Source organism: Paenibacillus sp. J22P165, from assembly GCF_059692015.1.
This window is the reverse complement of record NZ_JCAUAP010000007.1, coordinates 1-20,416: the sequence shown is the minus strand read 5'-3', so window position 1 is coordinate 20,416 and position 20,416 is coordinate 1. Positions and strand designations below refer to the sequence as shown.

The 20,416-nt window shown below is 42.7% G+C and carries 23 protein-coding genes and 2 pseudogenes; 19 read left to right on the top strand and 6 right to left on the bottom strand.

Features of this window, described 5'->3' with window-relative positions; genetic code table 11:
* Positions 1 to 11 precede the first annotated feature (11 nt).
* The 12 genes and pseudogenes from AC58QM_RS17465 (at position 12) to AC58QM_RS17410 (ending at position 10,516) form a co-directional block, all read left to right on the top strand.
* Positions 12 to 233: a DUF896 domain-containing protein gene (locus AC58QM_RS17465; protein WP_497286094.1), complete on the top strand. Its 222-nt coding sequence runs from the start codon at positions 12 to 14 to the stop codon at positions 231 to 233.
* Positions 234 to 252: 19 nt separating this feature from the next.
* Positions 253 to 531: a hypothetical protein gene (locus tag AC58QM_RS17460; protein WP_497286092.1), complete on the top strand. Its 279-nt coding sequence runs from the start codon at positions 253 to 255 to the stop codon at positions 529 to 531.
* 222 nt (positions 532 to 753) lie between these two features.
* On the top strand, positions 754 to 1,164 hold the full coding sequence (locus AC58QM_RS17455) for a DoxX family protein (RefSeq protein ID WP_497286090.1): 411 nt from the start codon (positions 754 to 756) through the stop codon (positions 1,162 to 1,164).
* A gap of 58 nt (positions 1,165 to 1,222) precedes the next feature.
* Entirely contained in the window at positions 1,223 to 1,891 is a 669-nt protein-coding gene (gene wrbA / locus AC58QM_RS17450) for an NAD(P)H:quinone oxidoreductase (RefSeq protein WP_497286088.1), read from the top strand.
* 595 nt (positions 1,892 to 2,486) lie between these two features.
* Positions 2,487 to 2,822 (top strand): annotated as a pseudogene (locus AC58QM_RS17445) (fructose-bisphosphatase class III); the annotation flags it as partial.
* Positions 2,823 to 3,154: 332 nt separating this feature from the next.
* Positions 3,155 to 3,694, top strand: a complete 540-nt coding sequence (locus AC58QM_RS17440) for an NAD(P)H-dependent oxidoreductase (RefSeq protein ID WP_497286086.1) — start codon at positions 3,155 to 3,157, stop codon at positions 3,692 to 3,694.
* Positions 3,695 to 4,327 carry a DsbA family oxidoreductase gene (locus AC58QM_RS17435; RefSeq protein WP_497286084.1) on the top strand — a complete coding sequence of 211 codons (633 nt, stop codon included), beginning with the start codon at positions 3,695 to 3,697 and terminating at the stop codon, positions 4,325 to 4,327.
* A gap of 81 nt (positions 4,328 to 4,408) precedes the next feature.
* Complete coding sequence (locus AC58QM_RS17430) at positions 4,409 to 5,146, top strand: SDR family NAD(P)-dependent oxidoreductase (protein ID WP_497286082.1); 738 nt, start codon at positions 4,409 to 4,411, stop codon at positions 5,144 to 5,146.
* A 57-nt stretch (positions 5,147 to 5,203) separates the two neighbouring features.
* Positions 5,204 to 5,452, top strand: coding sequence for a tautomerase family protein (locus AC58QM_RS17425; protein WP_497286081.1), 249 nt, complete (start codon positions 5,204 to 5,206; stop codon positions 5,450 to 5,452).
* Positions 5,453 to 5,620: 168 nt separating this feature from the next.
* Positions 5,621 to 6,223 carry a TetR/AcrR family transcriptional regulator gene (locus AC58QM_RS17420; RefSeq protein ID WP_497286079.1) on the top strand — a complete coding sequence of 201 codons (603 nt, stop codon included), beginning with the start codon at positions 5,621 to 5,623 and terminating at the stop codon, positions 6,221 to 6,223.
* Between the two features lie 256 nt (positions 6,224 to 6,479).
* Positions 6,480 to 8,714, top strand: coding sequence for a discoidin domain-containing protein (locus AC58QM_RS17415; protein WP_497286077.1), 2,235 nt, complete (start codon positions 6,480 to 6,482; stop codon positions 8,712 to 8,714).
* Positions 8,715 to 9,037: 323 nt separating this feature from the next.
* A complete protein-coding gene (locus AC58QM_RS17410) occupies positions 9,038 to 10,516 on the top strand; it encodes an Lsa family ABC-F type ribosomal protection protein (RefSeq protein ID WP_497286076.1) in 1,479 nt (492 codons plus the stop codon).
* Positions 10,517 to 11,122: 606 nt separating this feature from the next.
* Here AC58QM_RS17410 and AC58QM_RS17405 read toward each other — a convergent pair.
* Both AC58QM_RS17405 and AC58QM_RS17400 read right to left on the bottom strand, forming a co-directional pair.
* Positions 11,123 to 11,845, bottom strand: a complete 723-nt coding sequence (locus AC58QM_RS17405) for a hypothetical protein (RefSeq protein ID WP_497286074.1) — start codon at positions 11,843 to 11,845, stop codon at positions 11,123 to 11,125.
* Positions 11,846 to 12,069: 224 nt separating this feature from the next.
* Positions 12,070 to 12,663, bottom strand: a complete 594-nt coding sequence (locus tag AC58QM_RS17400) for a TetR/AcrR family transcriptional regulator (RefSeq protein WP_497286072.1) — start codon at positions 12,661 to 12,663, stop codon at positions 12,070 to 12,072.
* 148 nt (positions 12,664 to 12,811) lie between these two features.
* Between AC58QM_RS17400 and AC58QM_RS17395 the strand changes: the two genes are divergently transcribed.
* Positions 12,812 to 13,114 carry an iron-sulfur cluster assembly accessory protein gene (locus AC58QM_RS17395; protein ID WP_497286071.1) on the top strand — a complete coding sequence of 101 codons (303 nt, stop codon included), beginning with the start codon at positions 12,812 to 12,814 and terminating at the stop codon, positions 13,112 to 13,114.
* Between the two features lie 78 nt (positions 13,115 to 13,192).
* Here the strand turns inward: AC58QM_RS17395 and AC58QM_RS17390 are convergent.
* Positions 13,193 to 13,835: pseudogene (locus AC58QM_RS17390) on the bottom strand (endonuclease MutS2); the annotation flags it as partial.
* A 142-nt stretch (positions 13,836 to 13,977) separates the two neighbouring features.
* On the opposite strand from AC58QM_RS17390, the gene AC58QM_RS17385 reads away from it, so the two are divergent.
* The 4 genes from AC58QM_RS17385 (at position 13,978) to AC58QM_RS17370 (ending at position 17,021) form a co-directional block, all read left to right on the top strand.
* Positions 13,978 to 14,316: a L,D-transpeptidase gene (locus tag AC58QM_RS17385; RefSeq protein ID WP_497286069.1), complete on the top strand. Its 339-nt coding sequence runs from the start codon at positions 13,978 to 13,980 to the stop codon at positions 14,314 to 14,316.
* Between the two features lie 145 nt (positions 14,317 to 14,461).
* Positions 14,462 to 14,944: a hypothetical protein gene (locus tag AC58QM_RS17380; RefSeq protein ID WP_497286067.1), complete on the top strand. Its 483-nt coding sequence runs from the start codon at positions 14,462 to 14,464 to the stop codon at positions 14,942 to 14,944.
* A 67-nt stretch (positions 14,945 to 15,011) separates the two neighbouring features.
* Positions 15,012 to 16,010: a type I glyceraldehyde-3-phosphate dehydrogenase gene (locus tag AC58QM_RS17375; RefSeq protein ID WP_497286066.1), complete on the top strand. Its 999-nt coding sequence runs from the start codon at positions 15,012 to 15,014 to the stop codon at positions 16,008 to 16,010.
* Between the two features lie 228 nt (positions 16,011 to 16,238).
* Positions 16,239 to 17,021 carry an alpha/beta fold hydrolase gene (locus AC58QM_RS17370; RefSeq protein WP_497286064.1) on the top strand — a complete coding sequence of 261 codons (783 nt, stop codon included), beginning with the start codon at positions 16,239 to 16,241 and terminating at the stop codon, positions 17,019 to 17,021.
* On the opposite strand, the gene AC58QM_RS17365 is transcribed toward AC58QM_RS17370, so the two are convergent.
* Together AC58QM_RS17365 and AC58QM_RS17360 are read right to left on the bottom strand one after the other, a co-directional pair.
* Positions 17,022 to 17,315: a general stress protein gene (locus tag AC58QM_RS17365; RefSeq protein WP_497286062.1), complete on the bottom strand. Its 294-nt coding sequence runs from the start codon at positions 17,313 to 17,315 to the stop codon at positions 17,022 to 17,024.
* 45 nt (positions 17,316 to 17,360) lie between these two features.
* Positions 17,361 to 18,302, bottom strand: coding sequence for an alpha/beta hydrolase (locus tag AC58QM_RS17360; protein ID WP_497286060.1), 942 nt, complete (start codon positions 18,300 to 18,302; stop codon positions 17,361 to 17,363).
* 194 nt (positions 18,303 to 18,496) lie between these two features.
* Between AC58QM_RS17360 and AC58QM_RS17355 the strand changes: the two genes are divergently transcribed.
* Together AC58QM_RS17355 and AC58QM_RS17350 are read left to right on the top strand one after the other, a co-directional pair.
* The gene (locus tag AC58QM_RS17355; RefSeq protein ID WP_497286058.1) at positions 18,497 to 19,003 is read left to right on the top strand and encodes a hypothetical protein; all 507 of its coding nucleotides are present in this window, start codon (positions 18,497 to 18,499) and stop codon (positions 19,001 to 19,003) included.
* Positions 19,004 to 19,319: 316 nt separating this feature from the next.
* On the top strand, positions 19,320 to 19,697 hold the full coding sequence (locus AC58QM_RS17350; protein WP_497286057.1) for a hypothetical protein: 378 nt from the start codon (positions 19,320 to 19,322) through the stop codon (positions 19,695 to 19,697).
* A gap of 226 nt (positions 19,698 to 19,923) precedes the next feature.
* Here AC58QM_RS17350 and AC58QM_RS17345 read toward each other — a convergent pair.
* A partial coding sequence (locus AC58QM_RS17345; protein WP_497286055.1) for an IS110 family RNA-guided transposase occupies positions 19,924 to 20,416 on the bottom strand: 493 nt, incomplete at its 5' end.

Sequence of the window (20,416 nt, the reverse complement as noted above, 5' to 3'; positions counted from 1 at the left end):
TGGAGAAAGAAATGATTGAAATTTTAAATCGAATTAACCTATTAGCTAAAAAACAAAAAGAAAATGGTTTAACAGAAACAGAATTAAAGGAGCGACAAGAATTACGTCAAGAATATCTTCAAATTATTCGTGGACAAGTCATCAATACAGTTTCAGGGTTAACAATACTAGACCCTTTAGGTAATGATGTTACACCTGAAAAATTGAAAAAAGAACAGAAAAAGCAATCATAAAAAAAGATGACGCATGAAGATGACAGCTAGAATATATTTGTTCTCATCATCTCTATCATTGTCAAAAGAGATGGACTACGTCATTTTGAGTGTAATGTGGGCGCAAGTTCCTGCAACTTTGTCTGCGGTTCCTGATTGGACAGGCCGGCAAGACATGAAAGCCGCCATCGAGGTGGGAAGCAGTTCGAAGTCCATGCTCGACAACTATAAGGAATTCGATCTATCCGAAATCAAGCATGCCGTGGAAGCTGTTACTGCGCCTGAAAAAAAAGGCAACGTCGTTTTGAAATTCGAATAGCTGCACTTGCGGCGCTGCTGCACCCCAGGGTGTATCAGCGCCGTTTTTTAACATACATGAAGCACAGGCTGGTTTCGTGGAAAGGGGTAGTGCGCGTTCATGGAAATTATCGTAATTGATCAAAAACATTTAAACATAGTTACTTGACAAAAGTAAGTAAACTACGTATTATGCTTATATAAAGTTTATAACTTTAAAAAAATAAGCGAAGGGGTTAAAGGGATGAAAAATTATCCTCAGCTAGGCGTACTAATATTAAGATTTATTTTGGGGATCACCTTCTTTGTGCATGGGGTTTCTAAGTTTCAAGGAGGGATTGACAATATTGCGGGTTGGTTCACTAGTATAGGCATTCCGAGTTACATGGCTTATATCGTCGCACTTATAGAATTAATAGGCGGAATTGCACTGATTCTAGGGTTAGGAACACGATTGGTATCAGCAATCTTGGCAATTTTGTTAGTGATTGCTACGTTCAAAGTGAAAATTGCCGTAGGTTTCTTAGGGAATGGGCAAATGGCTGGTTACGAACTTGATCTGTCCATGATTGGTATTGCTATTTATCTGTTCTTAAATGGCAGTAATATACTTTCTATTGATTCATTATTCAAAAAAGAAAAATCATTTAATTGATTTTAGTTTTATTAATTAGTAATTCAATTTAATAAATAAAATTAGGCGGTGTTTTATAATGGGTTTTTTAGATAAGATTTTTGGAGATGGAACTAAAAAGGAGCGTACTCAAATGGCAAATGTAAACCTAGCAATCATATATTATAGTTCAACTGGAACCAATCATCAGCTTGCTAACTGGGCAGCAGATGGGGCTAAAGAAGCAGGAGCGGATGTTAGAGTTCTGAAGATTCCCGAGCTTGCGCCGCAATCTGCCATTGATTCCAATCCAGTGTGGAAAGCTCATAGTGAAGCTACAAAGGATATTCCAACTGTGGGTTTAAGTGATTTGGAGTGGGCTGATGCTATTATTTTTAGTATTCCAACACGATTTGGTAATATGCCAGGACAGGTGAAACAATTCATTGATTCCACAGGTGGACTATGGTTCCAAGGTAAATTAGCGAATAAAGTAGTTAGTGCCATGACTTCGGCTCAAAACTCTCATGGGGGTCAAGAGCAAACTATTCTTTCTCTATACACGTCAATGTATCACTGGGGAGCAATAGTTGCAGCTCCTGGTTACACAGATCCAGTTATTTTTGCTTCAGGTGGTAATCCTTATGGGACTAGTGTGACCGTGGATCAGTCCGGTAAAATCGTTGAAGATGCTGAAAAGTCAGTTAGACATCAAGCCGTGCGTACAATTCAGGTAGCCCGTGCAATCAAAAATAGTTTTACAAGCTAAGGGATAATATTATTAGGCTGCTCTAAGCAGCCTTTTTTCCTATAGGGGTATCAACAGAAGCTGCGCTTAAACTGGCAAAAGTTGGCGGGTGACAAGAACATTGTCCCATTAATTGCCGCGTAAAACGCGGTCTTTTTTTATGGGATCAAGTTCTTGTCACGAGCCAATGACAAGAACTTGATCCCATTCCCGACGGCTCAGGTCGAAGAATTTCAATTGGCCATATGTTTTCTTGCAGCTATCCCAATCTTACTTCTTTGGGGATATCTTAAATATTTTAAGTAAGAAAAGGATTGAGCTAACGGGAACGATTGTGCAACAAGAAATCAGAAGGAGGCTGCCGGTATGAATAGGCAGCCTCTTTAAAGTCCCGGACAGATTTCATTTATTGAAAGGAACTTAAAATGTTATGGCGAAGCATTATGAATTGAATAGAAGGAGTGATAAAATGTCTTTGCCTATCTATGTGCTCGATGCCTTCACTAATAAAGCATTCAAGGGGAATCCAGCGGCAGTCTGTAACTTCTGAACCTCTTGATGATGTATTAATGCAGAATATCGCAACTGCTGGAGTTTGATATGAATGCGGATTAGACACACGCCAGTTAAAGAGATTCGTGAAGAGAGCCCTGTTAAAGCAAACGGGAAAATGATTGTTATTGACGGCGGCTTTTCCAAAGCCTATCAATCTACAACGGGCATCGCCGGATATACCTTGTTGTATAATTCATTTGGCATGCAACTCGTAGTCCATCAGAAATTTATTTCAAAAGAAGATGTGTTATGTAACGGAACGGATGTATTGTCGGCAAAAAGATTGGTAGACAAAGAACTGGAGCGTAAACTGGTTAGGGAAACGAATGTAGGAAAGAAACTGATGCAGAAAATCTCAAATTTGAAGAAACTCCTGCAATATCGCTATATGAATTGAACTCAAAGAACTTTTGGAACGAAAGAATAATAATGGTCGGGAACTTCTTGCGCGAAGGGTTCCCGGAAATTCATTAACTTGATACTAGTATAGCCGAAAAAGGCTCTTGACATTCTATCTACTGAAAGGTAGAATGCATACATGAACAAAAACAAAACAATATTTCGCGTACTGCTGTGAAAGTCGACATAGGCACCACGTCGAGTATTCATTAGTATTTTGCGAATAAAGAGAATGAGCTGGATTTTTTTGAGCTGTATCTACCTTTTAATAGGTAGATAATGGTGGGAACATTTTCCAAAAAAATCTATAAATTGAATGGAGCGAATCATATGAAAACACTCGTAATCGTCGCACACCCTAATCTAGAATCATCTAACTGGAACAAAGCATGGGTTGACGAACTTAAAAAGAATGGTGATATCACGATCCACGAGCTGTACAAGGAATATCCAAGCGCCAACATCGATGTTCAGCGCGAACAGCAACTGGTCGAAACGCATGACCGTATCATTTTCCAATACCCGCTTTACTGGTACAACATGCCGCCGCTACTTAAAACATGGTTCGATGCAGTTCTGCAATATAACTGGGCTTATGGTCCGGAAGCGACAGCAACAACTGGCAAAGAAATTGGCGTAGCTATCTCGACTTATGGCACAACAGAATCGTATCAGCCTACTGGGTCTAACCGTTTAACATTGGAACAAATTTTGGCACCAATTCAAGCAAGCGCGCGTTTCATCAGCGCCGTGTACTTGCCGCACTTCTCGGTTAACGACACTTCCGATGTAACGCCTGAGCGTTTGGCACAAAGCAGCAAAGCGTATGTTGAGCACATTAAGACAGTTAAACCTGTGGAGGTGGCGTAAATGAAAAACGTAACGATCGACGTATATATGGATACCGTGTGCCCATGGTGCCGAATGGGTGATGCTAGTTTGAGAACTGCTTTAAAAGACCTGCCTGAAGGCATGAATGCTACAGTTCGCTATCATGCGTTTCAGCTGAATCCTGGTATTCGCAAGGAAGGCGAGGATTACCGTAAAGTTATGATCGGCCGCTTAGGTGGAGAAGCCCAATTCGAAGCAAGAATGAAACAATATAATCAAACTGGCGCTCATTTTGACCTGAATTATAATATGGATTTGGTCAGATATACGCCGAATTCCGTATTGTCTCATCAACTGATTGCCATTACGCCGGGGCATCTGCAGTCACAATTACTCGAGCGATTGTATACAGCATATTTTGAGGAAGGCGTTAATATTGGCGATGTGGACAAGCTTGTGGAAATCGCGCAAACGAGTGGGATCACGAATGATCCTGCGGTACTAAAGGCAAGACTCCTCGACGGAGAAGGACTTGACCATGTGGAAGAAGGACAGCGCGATGCGCAGAAGCTTGGTATCAGAGGCGTTCCTTATTACATCATCAACGATAATCACACATTAACTGGCCTTCAGTCGCCTGCAGATCTGATCAATGCATTCAAACAGCAGTAAGAAACCGTCTTATAAAGGCAGCTGAGCATCAACCCAAACGTTTTGAGCAACAATATTAATAGAGACCGGGAGGAAAATAAAATGAGCAATCAAGATAAAGTATATGTGATTACTGGTGGCAGCAGTGGACTTGGTAAAGCAATGGCAGTCGAATTGGTGAAACGCGGCGCAAATGTCGTAATTAACGGACGACGTGAACAAGCGTTGGCCGATGCCGCGAAAGAAATTGATCCTACAGGCAAGCAAGTGCATATCGTAGCTGGTGATGTTATGGAGTCCAATGTCGCGCAGCGTCTAGTCGACGAAGCATTGAGTAAGTTTGGCCGGATCGACACACTGATCAATAATGCGGGCATTTTCATCGCGAAGCCATTCACGGAATACACGGAAGAGGAATTTACGAGATATATGGGTACGAATGTAGTCGGGTTTTTCCATCTGACGCAGCGCGCACTTGTGCAAATGCTGAAACAAGGTGCAGGTCATGTCATCAATATCACGACTAGCCTGACGGATTCGCCATCGGAGCAAGTGCCTTCCGCGCTTGCGAACTTGACGAAGGGCGGCGTGAACTCGACGACGAAAGCTTTGGCGATCGAATATGCGAAACGTGGCATTCGCGTAAACGCGATCTCCCCAGGTGTAATTAAAACACCAATGCATGCTCCTGAAACGTTCGAATTCTTGTCTAAGCTGCATCCAATGGGACGCATGGGTGAGCAGCAAGAGATTGTTGATGCCGTGCTGTACCTAGATTCAGCGAAGTTCGTAACTGGTGAAATTCTTCACGTCGATGGCGGTCAAAGTGCTGGGAACTAATTTTAGATGAAGAAGTGAAGCAAAAATACGATTGTAAACGAATGGAGGAGACTATTTATGCCGATCGTAAACATTCAAATCACACGAGAGGGCACGACGCCGGACCGAGATTCAGTGACTGCCGAAGAAAAAGCAGCGCTCATCAAGGGCGTAAGCGAATTGCTGCTTAAGGTGCTTAATAAGCCGTTGGAATCGACTTTCGTTGTGATTGAGGAAGTAGACACGGACAACTGGGGTTGGGGCGGACTACCGGCATTGGAATATCGCCGTAAGGTTGCTGCTCAGAAGGCAGCCGCTGAAGGCTGACTGTAGAAGGAAAGAAATAAGAAAAGAAGCGCACTTTTTGTGTGCTTCTTTTTTTATTCATGCACCAACTTCAGGGGAATTATTTTATTATAGATTCCATCATTCATTTTTTATTGATCAAACGTTCTTGAAATGGTATTGTTTCTTTTGGAAGGAGGGGATCATACGATGGGAAGGAATAAAGTATTCGATGAAGATGCCGTGTTGCTTAAGGCCATGCATCTATTTTGGAAACAAGGCTACGAAAAGACATCCATGCAAGATCTTGTCTCACACATGGGCATTCATAAAGGGAGCTTATATGATACCTTCGGAGATAAACGATCTCTATATATCAGAGCACTGAAGCGTTATAATGAAAGGTCTGAACAGTCGTTTAAGCTTCGATTAGCGGATACACGTTCTGTCAAAGAGGCAATTCGAATGTTGTTTGATTTAGCCATACACCAGCGGGAAGATATTCCTCAGGGCTGCTTTATCGTGAATACCGCAGTAGAGCTCTCCTTACATGATGAGGAGGCCAGAGACTGCGTACGTTTGAACTGGGAGCGAGTAGAAGAGATAATCGCAGATTTGATTGTGCAAGGAAAACTTGAGGGAGAGCTTGTTGAAATCAGTGACGCTGAACAGCTTGCAAGTTTTTTAAATAATGCGTTAATTGGCCTTCGAATCATGGCTAAAACGATTACTGACAGAGAAAAATTAAATCACATTATTGAAATGAATATGTCCTTATTAAAACAAGAGATTCTAACAGTTTTGTTCTACTAGCACCATAGTTCATAAACCCTATTTTCATCCTCGTTGGTGTTCCATAAAAAAGCAGCACTTTAGGACTTTATTACTCTTCCTAATATGCTGCTTTTTCGTTTTTTGGGTCAAGACTAGTTATTTAGACCAATCGTTCAACTATTTTGTTGACCAAACGTTCTTTTAAATGATAATGTTGCCTTGGGAATAAAAAAGAAATAGTTTCCAATTCCCAGCTCGAGCAATTTGGTCCATTACCAGAGGAGGAAAACGAAGAATGAAAGCACATCTAAGAATTGTAAGAAAAAAAGCACTAATCGTCACTTCAACGTCTATCGCTTTATCTGTGCTTTTGAGTTCCGTTCCCTTGGCATCCGTCACGTACGCTGCCTCAGCCCCCCACCCGACAGCCGTTAAGGTTCCCTTACTCGGAAACCGTGCTCTAAGTGCACAAGAGCTATTGAATCCGCCGAAGCTAGTTGCGGATAGCACAAGGAATATCATTGGGCGGTTTATCGAAATCGAGTTTCCGGATAATGCTGAATGGAGAAACGCGATCTCTGCTGTAAGGATAAATGGATATGCGCTACAAGATCCTTCAAGTTACGGTATTACACCCGGCAAAATTCTGTTGGACGGTGCATTTTTTGGAGGGGAGGGCGATTACGACATCAGCATTGAAGCCAATGGCTATGCGAGTGCAGATCTGAAGCAGCCTATTATTTCGTATTATTCACAAAATCTTGCATTGAATAAACCGGTACTTGCATCGGCAAATGCGCTTCAAGACGCAAAGAATGCGGTTGACGGAAACCCTGAAACAAGATGGGAATCCAAATTCGCCGACAACCAATTCATTACAGTTGATCTAGGTGCCGTGTACGATGACATTACATACATCGTTCTGAACTGGGAAAATGCAGCTGGAAAAAATTATGACATTCAATTTTCAGAGGATGGTTCCACTTGGACGACTGTTTTTACAACCGATCAAGGTGAACCCAACCATAAAGATAAAATTCATCTCGCGCCTAAGAAAGCAAGATATGTGAAAATGAATGGCAACACGCGTGCAACAGACTACGGCTTCTCGATTCGCGAATTGGAAGTGTACGGTGACGCTTTTTCAGGAATTGAGTCAGCTCCAGTATTACACGCGGATCGGACGGAGAATGTGCTCGGTCAACCGATGGATATCGCGTTTGCTGACGACGTAGAGTGGAGAAACGCGATTAGCGAAGTAAAAGTGAACGACGCTGTCATTAGCCCTTCTCAATACCAACTTACTGCAGGTCAATTGACGTTAAGCAGCACTTTGTTTAACGAAGCGAAGCCATATTGGATTTCCGTTCAGTCTCAAGGTTTTAAGAATACGGTAGTCTATCAAACGGTTCTAACGAAAGACGGGGGACCTACGGATCCTACAGATCCGACAGACCCCACAGATCCAACGAATCCGCCAGTGAACCCAGGCAGCAATCTTGCGTTGAATAAGCAAACATCATCATCGCCGGATTACCATCGTGCTAGCTCTGATGCCGTAGACGGCAGGTTGGATCGCCGCTGGGAATCTGCATTCGCGGATAACCAATGGATGAGCGTAGACCTTGGCACGAAGCAAACCATTAACCGCGTACTTCTGAACTGGGAAAATGCTTACGGCAAAGCCTACACCATTGATGTATCTGCTGACGGTGAAACTTGGCATACTGTATATGCGACTGACAAAGAAAATGGCGGCATTGATAACATCTCTTTCTCGCCTGTAGAAGCGAGATACGTGAAGATGAACGGTATTAAGCGTGGTACGCCTTACGGCTTCTCCTTATGGGAGTTCGAAGTATATGCGGGTACTGCTGACTTGATCGATAGTCCAGCTCTTACAGCTAGTACTAAGGCAATAATTGGAGAGCCAGTTGAACTTACTTTCGATGATAACTCGGCATGGAGAGCTGCAATTCATGCTGTAGAATTAGATGGAGTAGCATTGAACTCCTCCCAATATCACTTGGAAGCAGGCAAAATAACATTGGATGCCTCGTTGTTTATTGAAGCTAAAGCTTATGAAATTTCAGTTGCGGCAACTGGCTATAAGAATGACGCAGTTAATCAATCAGTCACGCTAGGATCTTATCATAATCTGGCGTTGAACCAATCAACCACTACTTCTGACGGTGTTTTGCAAAGCGGCAGCTACGCAGTAGATGGCAACAAAGCTACACGTTGGGAGTCCCAACATGGCATAGATCCACAATGGATTAGCGTTGATCTTGGAGAAGCAACTACAATCAAACGTGTTGTACTTAACTGGGAAAACGCGGCTGCGAAATCTTACCGCGTAGAAGTTTCCATTGATGGCGTGACTTGGACGACTGCGTACGCCACAACGAATGGTCACGAAGGCATTGCTAATCTGCTTATCAACCCAACCAATGCTCGCTACGTTAAAGTAACGGGTACAGCGCGCACTACGCAATACGGCTACTCATTGTTTGAACTCGAAGTATATTAATTTGTAAACAAAACCATACCGTACAAACAGAGGCTGGAACACCTATTATAGGTGCACCTGGCCTTTTACTATTTAAGAACTACTATGATGTGGTGGCGATTCATATTGCTATGGAACAGGATTTAACCTATTATATAAACTTGAAATACTCTTTAGTTACTGCTAAAGGAGGGGTCACATGAGTACAGACAGTATTATTACACATGATTTACTCCGTATAAGTCGTTAATATCCATTTAACTTATACGGAGAAATTGAGATTAGATGGATATGAACCGACTTTTTATAAAGAAGTAGTGTGTTATAAAAAGGAGGAACTTACCATGTCAATGATTCATGTACAAAACCTGACATTTTCATATCCCAGCAGCTTTGATCCTATTTTTGAAGATGTTAGCTTTCAAATAGATACGGATTGGAAACTTGGATTTATTGGCCGTAACGGCCGAGGCAAAACAACGTTTTTCAATTTATTATTAGGTAACTATGAATACAACGGAAACATTACTTCTTCAGTCGAATTCAACTATTTTCCATACCCACTCTCAGATAAAAGCAGATTCACATATGAAATACTAGAAGAGATATGTCCAGAGGCAGAAGATTGGGAGTTTCTTCGAGAAATTTCTTATTTAGATGTCGATGCTGAAGTGATGTATCGGCCATTCGAAACATTATCCATTGGGGAACAAACGAAGATATTGTTGGCTGCACTTTTTTTGAATGAAGGGCAATTTTTATTAGTCGATGAGCCCACCAATCACCTAGATATCAATGGACGAAAAATGGTTTCTAATTATTTGAAAAAGAAAAAAGGGTTCATTCTAATATCTCATGATAGGAACTTTTTGGATGGCTGTGTTGACCACATCTTATCCATAAACAAAGCGAATATAGAAGTGCAAAATGGCAATTATTCCTCATGGAAACTGAATTTTGATAGACAGCAAGAACATGAGGAAAAAACAAATGAGCGTTTACAAAAAGACATTGGAAGGCTGCAGCAATCTTCAAAACGTACGGCTAATTGGTCTAACCAAGTAGAAGCTTCCAAGAATGGAACAACGAATTCTGGTTCCAAATTGGACAAGGGATTTGTAGGACATAAAGCTGCAAAAATGATGAAACGTGCAAAAAATCTTGAATCAAGGCAACATAAAGCCATTGAAGAAAAGTCAGCTCTGCTAAAAAATGTGGAAAAAACGGAGTCCTTACAATTGGAGCCCTTAGCATTTAAATCTAAGGAACTCGTTCAGTTAACGGACGTGTCTGTCATGTATAAGGATGAAGTAGTGAATACCCCTATAAGTTTCAAGGTTAAAGAAGGAGAACGGGTCGTTCTAGATGGGAAAAATGGTAGTGGAAAAAGTAGTATTTTAAATTTAATTCTGGGGGAGCCACTTCAACATACAGGTACATTGAACGTTAGTTCTGGTCTTGTCATTTCTTATGTACAACAAGATACCTCTCATTTAAAGGGAAAGTTATCTGACTTTATTGAAGAAAATCAAATTGATGAACCGATATTTAAATCTATTCTAAGAAAAATGGATTTTGAGCGCATCCAGTTTGAAAAAGATATATCCCATTATTCTGGTGGACAAAAGAAAAAGTTACTAATAGCTAAAAGTTTATGTGAAAAAGCTCATTTATATATTTGGGATGAGCCCCTTAATTTTATTGATGTTTATTCTCGCATGCAAATTGAAGAGCTGATCAGAAGCTTTAATCCAACAATGATTTTTGTCGAGCATGATCAAGCATTTCGAGAGAAAATTGCAACGAAAACGGTAACCTTATAAGTAACCGAAAAGAGATGTTGGATTTTATGATTTAACCTCTCCGTAAAGATGAATAAAGGCCGAGAACTTCCTACGTGGAAAGTTCTCGGCCTTTATGTTTAACGTAATAGTTTCGCATGGTTATATGCTATTCCGCAGGAGCAGCGGTGAGTGCCAAACATGGCATCATAGGAGGGAGGGAATTCCGAGTACACCCGGATGACCTGTTGTGCTAAGTGAGCTATAGAGACTCTGTTGCCAATAAAGATAGAATACGACTTGTTAGCCACCTGAATCGTTGTATTAGCTAATCCGTGTAAAATCACGCCATCCTGAATATTAGAGCTCGAAACGATAAAGAATGGCGTTCCTTCATCTCCTCTAAGCGTTGCGCTAGGCGCAACAAACACTTTATCGGAGATGTGCACATCGCCTATAACCGTAGTGAACGGACTAAGAAAAGCCGTTGGATGGATGGAAGGATACCGCGGTGCGGGATTCGCCGCTGTTATAGGATGGGTCCAATTAATCTTGCAAATAGATTAACAGGACCTCTGGGAAAAGAATCGGGACCTTGCTGCCAGGTGCTGCCCTGGATATAGGGCACGATTGTCGATACTCAAAACATTACTCAAACGAGATTTCACTCATATCGATGCTAACAATTAGCGGCTCCGGTTGCTTATGTCCATCTGGTTGAGGGATGTAGACACGGCGTTTTGTTGGCACAAGGATGCCATTGAATTCTTGGTAATCAGAAGCATAATTCGCACCAGCTGCGCCAGGACTTACATCAACTGCATAGTCATGTCTACGCAATATGCCATCTTCGCCGAAATAAGAAATTTGTTCGCGGCTGTGACTGGCGATATAATCTGGGAAAATAACTTTCAGCCGGCGCCAAGTCTCACCATTTTCCTGCCACGGCGTCAACTCTTCCGTCTCGAAGCCGGGATACGTATACAAAAAAGGTTGTGTCAGGTAGGTCCACATGGCATAGCTCGCAAAGTATACTACTTGCAGCTCGTCCCAAGGTGTTTCTAACACATGACCTTCATAAGAGGCACGTGGATTTTCACGGCTTTGAAGGGTTTCTCCTGTGTTGATGTTCAAAATGGAAACGTGGTCCGGGGTATAAGTGCTTCGACGATCAACAGTACCAAATCGATTTATTATAACGTCCTGTTTGTGTGTGTCGGCTTTAAGGTTGTAGTCGTCCAAAAGACCAGGATTCCCTTTTAAATGCCAGAGAACACCGCCACCAGATACGCGTGCATTTATTTTTGAGAATTTCTGCCACTGATCCAAACCACCATGTGCTTTAACCGCAAGTGCCAATAATTCGTTCATTTCGTTTTCGTCTCCTTAAGTAATCTAGATTATGTTGGTACTATCGTTTATTTTGATATAAAAAATACCGACCGTTCATTTTTATTATAGTGAATATTAGTCATTTGTCAACCGACTTGTTTGGTTTGCATGATATCTAAATGGGGATAAAAAAACAGACCTCTCAAATTAATGAGGGTCTGTTTGTGGGGACTTAAATGGACTTACTTCGTGACAGTTGGAATTTAAACATAAAGTTTATCGATGTAATCCATTAATTGATCGTTTACTGTCTTGATATGCGATCGATCGTTAAATACGTTACTTAGTAGAATTCCACCTTCAACCGTAGCCATCATATATACCGCGGATTGCTTCGGATTCACATCAGAACGAATTTCTTTCTCCGTGATTCCATCAGCAATCATGTCCGAGAGAAAATCAATAACATTCTGCATGGCAGATTGTGTTCTTTGCATCAAGGGCTCGGATTGCCCGAAATCTGCTTCAACACTTGCATTCATAATGGGACATCCACCAGGAAGCGTAGGATTCTCTCCAAAGGAAAAATAGGATTCGATAAATGTTACTATTCGTTCTTTTAATGTGCTCTTATGGGTAAGTTCCTTAGCAATGTAATCATGAATGATTCGATTGCATTCATCAAATGCTAATAGAGCCAGTTCTTCTTTATCTTTAAAATGGTTATAGAGCCCACCTTTTTGCATGCCAGTAGCTTCAACAATGTCGGAGAGTGGGGTAGATAAAAAACCTTTTTTATTCATCAGAATCGCTGTTTGCTCAATAATATGCATCTTCGTTTTTTCGCCTTTTTTCATTCTCACCACACCCAAAAAATAAGATCGTTCGTTTTTAAAATTATAGCATTCGCTTTCACTTTGTCAATATTGTGGAGATCTAAAGCTTGACAACACATACTGTAATCGATTAAATTACAGTAATAAAATAAGAATAGAGGACACTACTATGAAATGTAAAATTAATCGAAACGCTGCAACCGTCATAAACAATATGCTGTCTAGTCAAGAAGCGGCCGGGGGGAAGATGATTCGTGTTTTTATAACTCAGAATCATGGCGATCATGGTCATTATGATATAAAGCTCGATACACCTACTGAACATGATGAAATCGTGAAAACAGACAAAGACATTGAGATCCTCTTAGATAAACGCGAACCCCTTTTAGATGGTGTTTGGATTCAGTATTTCTATGTACCTGATCCAGGGTTCTTCATAACAAATCCTTCTACAGGTTTTCTTGAGAAATAAAGAAGCAGGTGCAGAGTTGACTGGCTAAGACTTGATCTAATCAAGTCTTAGCCAGCTGCAATTACCCCAAAACCCCGTTTATTGATTTTCCTTATACTCAATCGTTACCCCCTCAACATGACGTTTGCTCATCTGCTTTCGCTTCTTTCTAGTGCTTTTCGATTCGAATACGATGTCCATATCGTAGTCTCCTTCCGGGTATAACATGCTGCGCTCGATATAGAGAGATAATCTCTTACGGTTGATGCGCACTTTTTCCTTCTGAATTTGCACCGTAATGTCCACGATGATCAGGCTCGCTGCAAACAATGCCTGTACGGCGCAGCGAATGCACCCATACGCAATCACCTATAGCAAAATGGGGTATCGCTGCTCGTTCCTCTTTTTCCTTCAACGGGACTGTCACGGACGGTTTTCCTGCAACAGCGGCAGCTATAGCCGGTGCTTCTGGTGAGTGCTGCGCCACCTCATTTGTGATCTGCTTCGATCTCTCAATGAGCGCAAGCGGCATGCCGAGTTTTTGCGCGATATAGAAGGCATAGGAGGAGCCCGCTTGGCCAATCGTCATTTTGTAAAGGGGCTCCAGTGTTTCCGTATCGAATTCAATGCGTGCATTCTCGAAGCCGGGCGCAGTGGCGGCAAATTTCTTTATTTCGTTAAAATGTGTCGTTGCCATGAGCCGGTACAACTCCTCAAGAACTGCAATCGATAGGCCGATTCCTCCCAGTAGAGCACGACGAAACAAACCTGTCCAATTGAAAGGTTCACACGCGTACGCTAAAGCAAAATAAACTTTCCATTTGTTATCCTCCGTCACTTCTGAAACTAGGCAAGCATAGAATGGTGCTTAGGAGGTGGGAAAAATGCCAAACTATCGAATTATCGTCGATCTGTCTGATCGTAATCTGTATTTGCTTGATGGAAATACGGTTAAACGTTCATTCCCGGTTGGAATCGGCAAAATGATAACGAAGACACCTAAAGGCGAATATACGATTATAAATAAACAAGCTAACCCAGGAGGTCCGTTCGGAGCCTATTGGTTGGGCCTATCTAAACCTCATTACGGCATCCACGGAACCAATGATCCTTCTTCCATCGGAAGGGAAGTTAGTCATGGTTGTATCCGTATGTACAATGAGGATGTCCTACAGCTCGCAGATCTTGTCACCATTCATACTCGGGTTACGATTCGGAGGTAATCAACGCTTTTTGGGTACATAATTTCAAAATAGAGCCAAGCTTCAGGACGCGTAGAGATAATAGTTAATAACCCATTTACTGGGTACATTAAGAATGATGAGCATATAAAATTTCACCCAAATATGTAAGGAGCGATTAATAATAATGACAAAAATAGAGCTATTAGAAACAGAGGAACTAAAAAGAGAAGATTTTGAAAAGCAATACAAGGCATATATGGAAGCGCAGTGCACGAAAGAGTTTGGGATAAACAATGAATCAACATTGTACGTTTGCAAGATCGGATTGGCGCAAGGAGCTGATACGAATGGTGCAGAACCCGGCGAAAATTTCAATACAGGTAACGTTGCTTTAGGTGTTGAGCTTCAGCCAGGCAATAGTAGTACTGTTAATATTGTTGATAGAAACATTGCTGTAAATACAGCAACTCTTTCTATCATATATAGAATAATAGCTACTGGGGAAGAGCTGGTAACGGAATTTGATGAAGTTCGTGTGCCAGATGGCGAATATTTAACTACCATTATGTGGTCAATAAAAGATCCGGAGAATTTCGAACAGGAAGGTTATCCAAAACCAGAAATTGAAGTGATTATTAAAACAAATATTCGGGGAATAATGTATTAATTGGAGGGGGAAAGTAGTGACTTCTTTCAATTGTCATCGAGAACAACAGGTAAATGGAGGATGAGGAATGGGCAAGATTGCAATATTTGGATTTGGACGCATTGGCAGAATACTATTGCGTGTAGCACTTCAGGATAAGCTCTTCGTTCCGGTTTCTGTATCGGATATCAAGGACGAGGGCACGCTTGCCGCGCTGTTTGAAGTGGATTCAAACTATAAACGTTGGCACGAGGACGTATCCACCAAAGAGGGTGTGATTGTCATCGGCGGACGAGAAATTCTATATATTAATTCATCGCAGGAAGTGCCAGACTGGAAGGCGCTAGGTGTGGATCTCGTCGTCGATTGTACAGGCCGTGCCGTTGTCCGTTCCGTGGCACAGATACATTTGGACCGTGGCGCGAAACGTGTCCTAATCAGCGGGCCGAGTAAAACCCTCGACGATTGCGACGCCGTATTGTTGAAAGGTATTAATCTTGACAGTTTCGATCCAGAAAAGCACCGAATCATCAGCGTGGCTAGCTGCACGACTAACGCATTGGCCGCTGTCATCAAGCTGGTCAAAGAAAACTATGGGATCAAATTCGGACTGTTCTCAACAGTCCATTCCTATACGAACACGCAATCGTTGACGGATCAGCCGATGCGTGATCGCCGAGACTCTTGGGCGGCGGCCGAGAACATCATTCCGTCTTCGTCTGGCGCGGCCAGGGCACTTAAGTTCATCTGGCCGGATCTGCAGATCACGGGTAAAGCGTACCGTATACCGACCCGCACGGGCAGTATAGCTGAACTTAACCTAATCACGGAGAAGCCGTGCACTGTGCAGGAAGCGAATGATATGTTCCGCCGCGCCTCGAGAGAAGGCGATCTGAAAGGCGTTATGGATGTGCTTGAAGGAGAATGGGCGTCTTCGCGCATCGTCGGTGATCCGCATACATCGATCATTGATCTACCGCTCACTCACGTGGAGGGTGAACTCTTGTCTGTCGCGACATGGTACGACAATGAATGGGGCTTCGCGACGCGTCTCGCGGAGGTTGCCGCTTTCTTGGCGGGAAAATAACGTCCGGTGAGGTCTCCAATTTAAATAACCATTCGTCGATAATAATGGACGAATGGTTATTTAGTTTAGTTTGAATCGGATCGATCTACAGCACCATATGAGGGTTATTCAGACAGTTATATGGTAGATAGCAAGAAGTCCGAGCCAGGAATTCTCAGAACAGGTATATAGTTATGAACGTTCCAATATATTTCTAAGGTGTTTTACGCTCAGTTAGGAGGGAACATCTTGGAATACTTTATCACGGTAGAACCGGGAGTTCGGGTATTTGTGCAGGATTTGAACCCGACGGGAAAAAAGACGATCTTGTTCATTCACGGCTGGCCTTTAAGCCACAAACAGTACGAATATCAATTTAATATTCTTCCGTCTATGGGCATTCGGTGCATTGGGATGGATTGGAGAGGGTTCGGAAATTCGGATAAACCCTTCGAAGGATACAGCTTCGATAGATTGGCAGATGACATCCGCATTATTATCGAGACGTTGAAATTAAAAGACATCACATTAGCAGGTCATTCGGCAGGCGGAGCACTAGCCATTCGATACATGGCGAGACATCAAAGTCACGGGGTTTCCAAGCTTGTTCTAATTGATGCCCAAGCCCCTGGCACTGTACCGCTTCAAGCTGCTAACATGTTTATTGAAGGAACGTTAACCGATCGGCCTAAAATGCTTGCCGGATTACCTGATTCCTTTTTTTTTAAGCATATTACCGGACCTTTCTCGGTTTGGTTCTTCCAAATTGGATTGCAAGGAGCTGGCTGGTCGACTGCAGCCGTTATGGTTACGTTGAGAGACGAAAACGTGCGAAAAGATCTTGGGAAAATCAACATGCCTACATTGATAATTCACGGTGTCCATGACCAAGTCGTTCCGTTTGCCAATGCCCAGGAAACCAATAGACTCATCCACAATTCAGTTCTTATTCCGTTTCAAAATAGCGGTCATGTTCCTTTCCTTGACGAACGCGATAAGTTCAACCAGCTCTTGATGCAATTTGTCGAATGATTACCCCAACTTAATTGCGATAACGGTCATTGGCGCCGTATGTACTGCTTGTGTACCCGTAGTCAGGAGCCATATGTATCTGCACTGAGCGACCTGTAGTCGCGGAAAATCCGATACGCCAAATTGGCGCGGGCGGGGTCGTTCTGCGCTTGCTACTTCAATGTGATCCAGATCGTCACTGTTGCGACCTACAACCGAGAGTTCATCTGAGTGAAATCCGTCTGCTTTCGATTGGTTAATGACGCGAATCGCTTCTTCTTCCGTGTTGAATACACCGATAATATGTTTGCTCATGGTAATCCCTCCTGGTATGTTGAGTATTTAGCAATGCAATACCCTTCATTCTCGAAGCCAAGCGTTCGCCAGCAAAAGCGCCCCGCGGCACGCAGCGGTATCCGCCAAGGCATGCAGCATCACGAAATCATGGATGATGCCCTGGAACCGCACTGCCGTCACGTGCACGCCGGCTTCTCGCAGCTTATTCGCGTAGGCTTCACCTTCATCGCGGAGCACATCCGCCTCGCCCGTGATGATGAGGGCGGGCGGCAACCCGCTCAGCTGCTCAATCGTGGCGCGGAGCGGCGAAGCCGTGACCTCTTCACACTGTCGCGGATCGGCCGTGTACTGCTTCCAGAACCACTCCATCGCATCGCGGCGGAGGAAATAGCCTTCAGCAAACTGCTGATAGGACTCCGTCTCGAACGAGGAATCCGTGACGGGGTAAAACAGCAGTTGCTTGTGAATAGCGGGACCGCTGCGAGCTTTTGCGGTCAGTGTGATTGCGGCGGCCATATTGCCGCCAACGCTGTCGCCAGCGATGGTCAAGCGGTTGGCGTCGAGGCCGTGAGAGTGCCCACTGGAGGAGACCCACTCCAGCACTGCGTAAATCTCCTCAAGCGCGAACGGATACTTCACCTCTGGCGAGCGTGTATAATTCACAAACACGACAGCCGATTGCGAGCCGACGGCCAGTTCTCTAACGAGCCGGTCGTGTGTATGTGAGTTGCCAAACACCCAGCCTGCGCCATGAATGTACAGGATGACGGGCAGTTGCTCCGGCGCGTTCTTCGGCTTCAAGATACGAATCGATACTTCATCCTTCGGGCCACCTGGAATTATCAAATCTTCGAAATCCACGGGCTCTTTGTGTACAGGCTCAGACTGCACTTTATCGACCGTTTCGCGGCCCTTCTCCGGACCCAGCTCGTGCAGAAACGGCGGTGCACTATTTTGTTCAGCAACTTGTTTCGCAGCTTGTTCTAACTGGAATTTTTTGCTCATAGGGGTAATGCCTCCTTTGATAGTGACCTCGCTTTCTTCTCCTCAGGCCGCAAGTGCCCATGAAGCGGGTATACGCCAATCATTACACGCCATGATGGAATTTGAATCACAGACATGCTGACCAATGAAGTCGGTAGAGTTCATGATGATTGTCTTCGTTGTGTTAGGCCTTGTCCTGTTGGTGATCAAACTAGATGTGGTCAAAAGAGTTTCAACTGCAGGGAATTAACTCATCTGGTGTTGAAAAAAACGTAACGGTTTCTTCTTTTCACCATCTAGATGACGGAGGATACATAGTAGGAGGAACTGTCCCTGGATTTCACTTTCGTTATAATGACTATGTCATTGCCAAAACAGATGAGAATGGAGTCATTCAGTGGACACAGGTAGTTGACTCTGGTGCCTACGGTCACTTTAATATGATCCGAGTTACAAAAGATGGTAGTTATATCGATGCTATTTTATCGGAGAGTCTAAATGTAGGGTCGTTTCAAACTGCTGTTCAAAAAAGGGATCGTAGCGGTACTAACGAGTGGACGACAGTTTTAGGTGCAGGTGCAGGTGGGCCAAATAGTCCGCAAGTACAAGCACGCACGATCGAAGAAATAGCAGATGGCGGCTATATAGTCAGCGGCACTAAGGATACGAATGTTTCCATTTGGAAGCTGGATTCTTCGGGTAAAATAGTGCGCTGGAATTGAGAAAAATATGGGCTATTATTCCATCAGGCCGATAAGATTTTTGAACATTTATATTCAGGTTGAAAACCTTACCTCTTAAAACAAGCAGCTCTGAAATAGTAGTATTTAGGAATGGTATTAATAAAGCCAATTGAGATATGTCGGGTGACAAGAACTTGATCTCATTCCCGACGGCTCAGGTCGAAGAATTTCAATTGGCCAGTGTATCGACTGCCTTTTCTCAACTAACGGGCAGGATTCTTGAGTAAATGCTATACTATCTACAAAAAGAATTGGAAGAAAAAAGTAAAAAAGTAAATGTAATTGAGGTGTCCAAGTGGCGTTGGCATTAATTGGAAGTGTTGCATTTTTGGTGGTTGCTATTTTTTACGTTTTGTTAGCTATGGGTTTACCTTACGGAGAGTTTGCAATGGGTGGTAAGTATAAAGTTATGCCAAAACAAATGAGGGCTGCATGTGCAATTTCAGTATTAGTTCAGTTGGTTGCAATCATCTTTATACTTCAAGCAGGGAATGTAATCTCGATAGATGCTTTAACAACCATTGCAAAAGGAGTATGTTATTTTATTTCATTTTATTTAATAGTAAATACCATAATGAATGCTTTGTCCAAAAGTAAAAAGGAAAAGTTTTTTATGACACCATTATCTTTTCTCATTGCAATTTGTTTCCTAATTACAGCGATGAATGGATAGATAACTCGTTGTAAATTCAGTTAACGAAGAACGTTAGTTCAAAATCAACAAAAGAAGGCAGCCGACCTAGTGATCGGTTGCCTTTTCTCAACTAAACCAGCTAATAACTTGTCAAGATTTTTCAATAGAAAAGCGAGAAGAAGGTGCTATACTAATTACTGAGCATGCCAAATAACCCTCCAAAATTGCTTTGGAAAGTTTTTCTTTGATTTCGTTTGATTTCCAATTAAATTAACTCGAGGTACGCTACTTTTCGTTTAAGCATGGCAAATATCCAATGTAGTAACTTGTTCACACATGCGATCATCGCTACTTTGTGAGGTTTTCCTTCAGCCATTTTTTTGTCGTAAAAAGCTTTGAGCTTCTTACTTCCAGTACGCCTCAGCCCGCAGAGTACAGCCATGTACAAAGCGTGCCTAAGTCTGCTGGAGCCACGTTTTGTGATTCGATTAATCGTAGCCGTAAACTTTCCTGAGATGTGAACACTGGGATCTACGCCAACAAAGGCAACGAGCTTTTTAGGATGATTAAACCGATTAATCTCACCAACTTCAGAGATAATCGTTGCCGCGATTTTCTCACCGATGCCGGGGATGGATTGGATAATTTCATATTCTTCAACTTCATTAGCGAGTGCATCTATTTGCTTTTCTAGGGTCGATAGATGCTCTTTATAATGGAGGAGCATGCTAATGTACATATTTATACTAAATAAGTGA

Coding starts and splice junctions, on each gene's coding strand:
- AC58QM_RS17465 (WP_497286094.1), top strand. CDS start 12: ATGATTGAAATTTTAAATCGAATTAACCTATTAGCTAAAAAACAAAAA.
- AC58QM_RS17460 (WP_497286092.1), top strand. CDS start 253: ATGACAGCTAGAATATATTTGTTCTCATCATCTCTATCATTGTCAAAA.
- AC58QM_RS17455 (WP_497286090.1), top strand. CDS start 754: ATGAAAAATTATCCTCAGCTAGGCGTACTAATATTAAGATTTATTTTG.
- wrbA (WP_497286088.1), top strand. CDS start 1,223: ATGGGTTTTTTAGATAAGATTTTTGGAGATGGAACTAAAAAGGAGCGT.
- AC58QM_RS17440 (WP_497286086.1), top strand. CDS start 3,155: ATGAAAACACTCGTAATCGTCGCACACCCTAATCTAGAATCATCTAAC.
- AC58QM_RS17435 (WP_497286084.1), top strand. CDS start 3,695: ATGAAAAACGTAACGATCGACGTATATATGGATACCGTGTGCCCATGG.
- AC58QM_RS17430 (WP_497286082.1), top strand. CDS start 4,409: ATGAGCAATCAAGATAAAGTATATGTGATTACTGGTGGCAGCAGTGGA.
- AC58QM_RS17425 (WP_497286081.1), top strand. CDS start 5,204: ATGCCGATCGTAAACATTCAAATCACACGAGAGGGCACGACGCCGGAC.
- AC58QM_RS17420 (WP_497286079.1), top strand. CDS start 5,621: ATGGGAAGGAATAAAGTATTCGATGAAGATGCCGTGTTGCTTAAGGCC.
- AC58QM_RS17415 (WP_497286077.1), top strand. CDS start 6,480: ATGAAAGCACATCTAAGAATTGTAAGAAAAAAAGCACTAATCGTCACT.
- AC58QM_RS17410 (WP_497286076.1), top strand. CDS start 9,038: ATGTCAATGATTCATGTACAAAACCTGACATTTTCATATCCCAGCAGC.
- AC58QM_RS17405 (WP_497286074.1), bottom strand. CDS start 11,845: ATGAACGAATTATTGGCACTTGCGGTTAAAGCACATGGTGGTTTGGAT.
- AC58QM_RS17400 (WP_497286072.1), bottom strand. CDS start 12,663: ATGAAAAAAGGCGAAAAAACGAAGATGCATATTATTGAGCAAACAGCG.
- AC58QM_RS17395 (WP_497286071.1), top strand. CDS start 12,812: ATGAAATGTAAAATTAATCGAAACGCTGCAACCGTCATAAACAATATG.
- AC58QM_RS17385 (WP_497286069.1), top strand. CDS start 13,978: ATGCCAAACTATCGAATTATCGTCGATCTGTCTGATCGTAATCTGTAT.
- AC58QM_RS17380 (WP_497286067.1), top strand. CDS start 14,462: ATGACAAAAATAGAGCTATTAGAAACAGAGGAACTAAAAAGAGAAGAT.
- AC58QM_RS17375 (WP_497286066.1), top strand. CDS start 15,012: ATGGGCAAGATTGCAATATTTGGATTTGGACGCATTGGCAGAATACTA.
- AC58QM_RS17365 (WP_497286062.1), bottom strand. CDS start 17,315: ATGAGCAAACATATTATCGGTGTATTCAACACGGAAGAAGAAGCGATT.
- AC58QM_RS17360 (WP_497286060.1), bottom strand. CDS start 18,302: ATGAGCAAAAAATTCCAGTTAGAACAAGCTGCGAAACAAGTTGCTGAA.
- AC58QM_RS17355 (WP_497286058.1), top strand. CDS start 18,497: ATGTGGTCAAAAGAGTTTCAACTGCAGGGAATTAACTCATCTGGTGTT.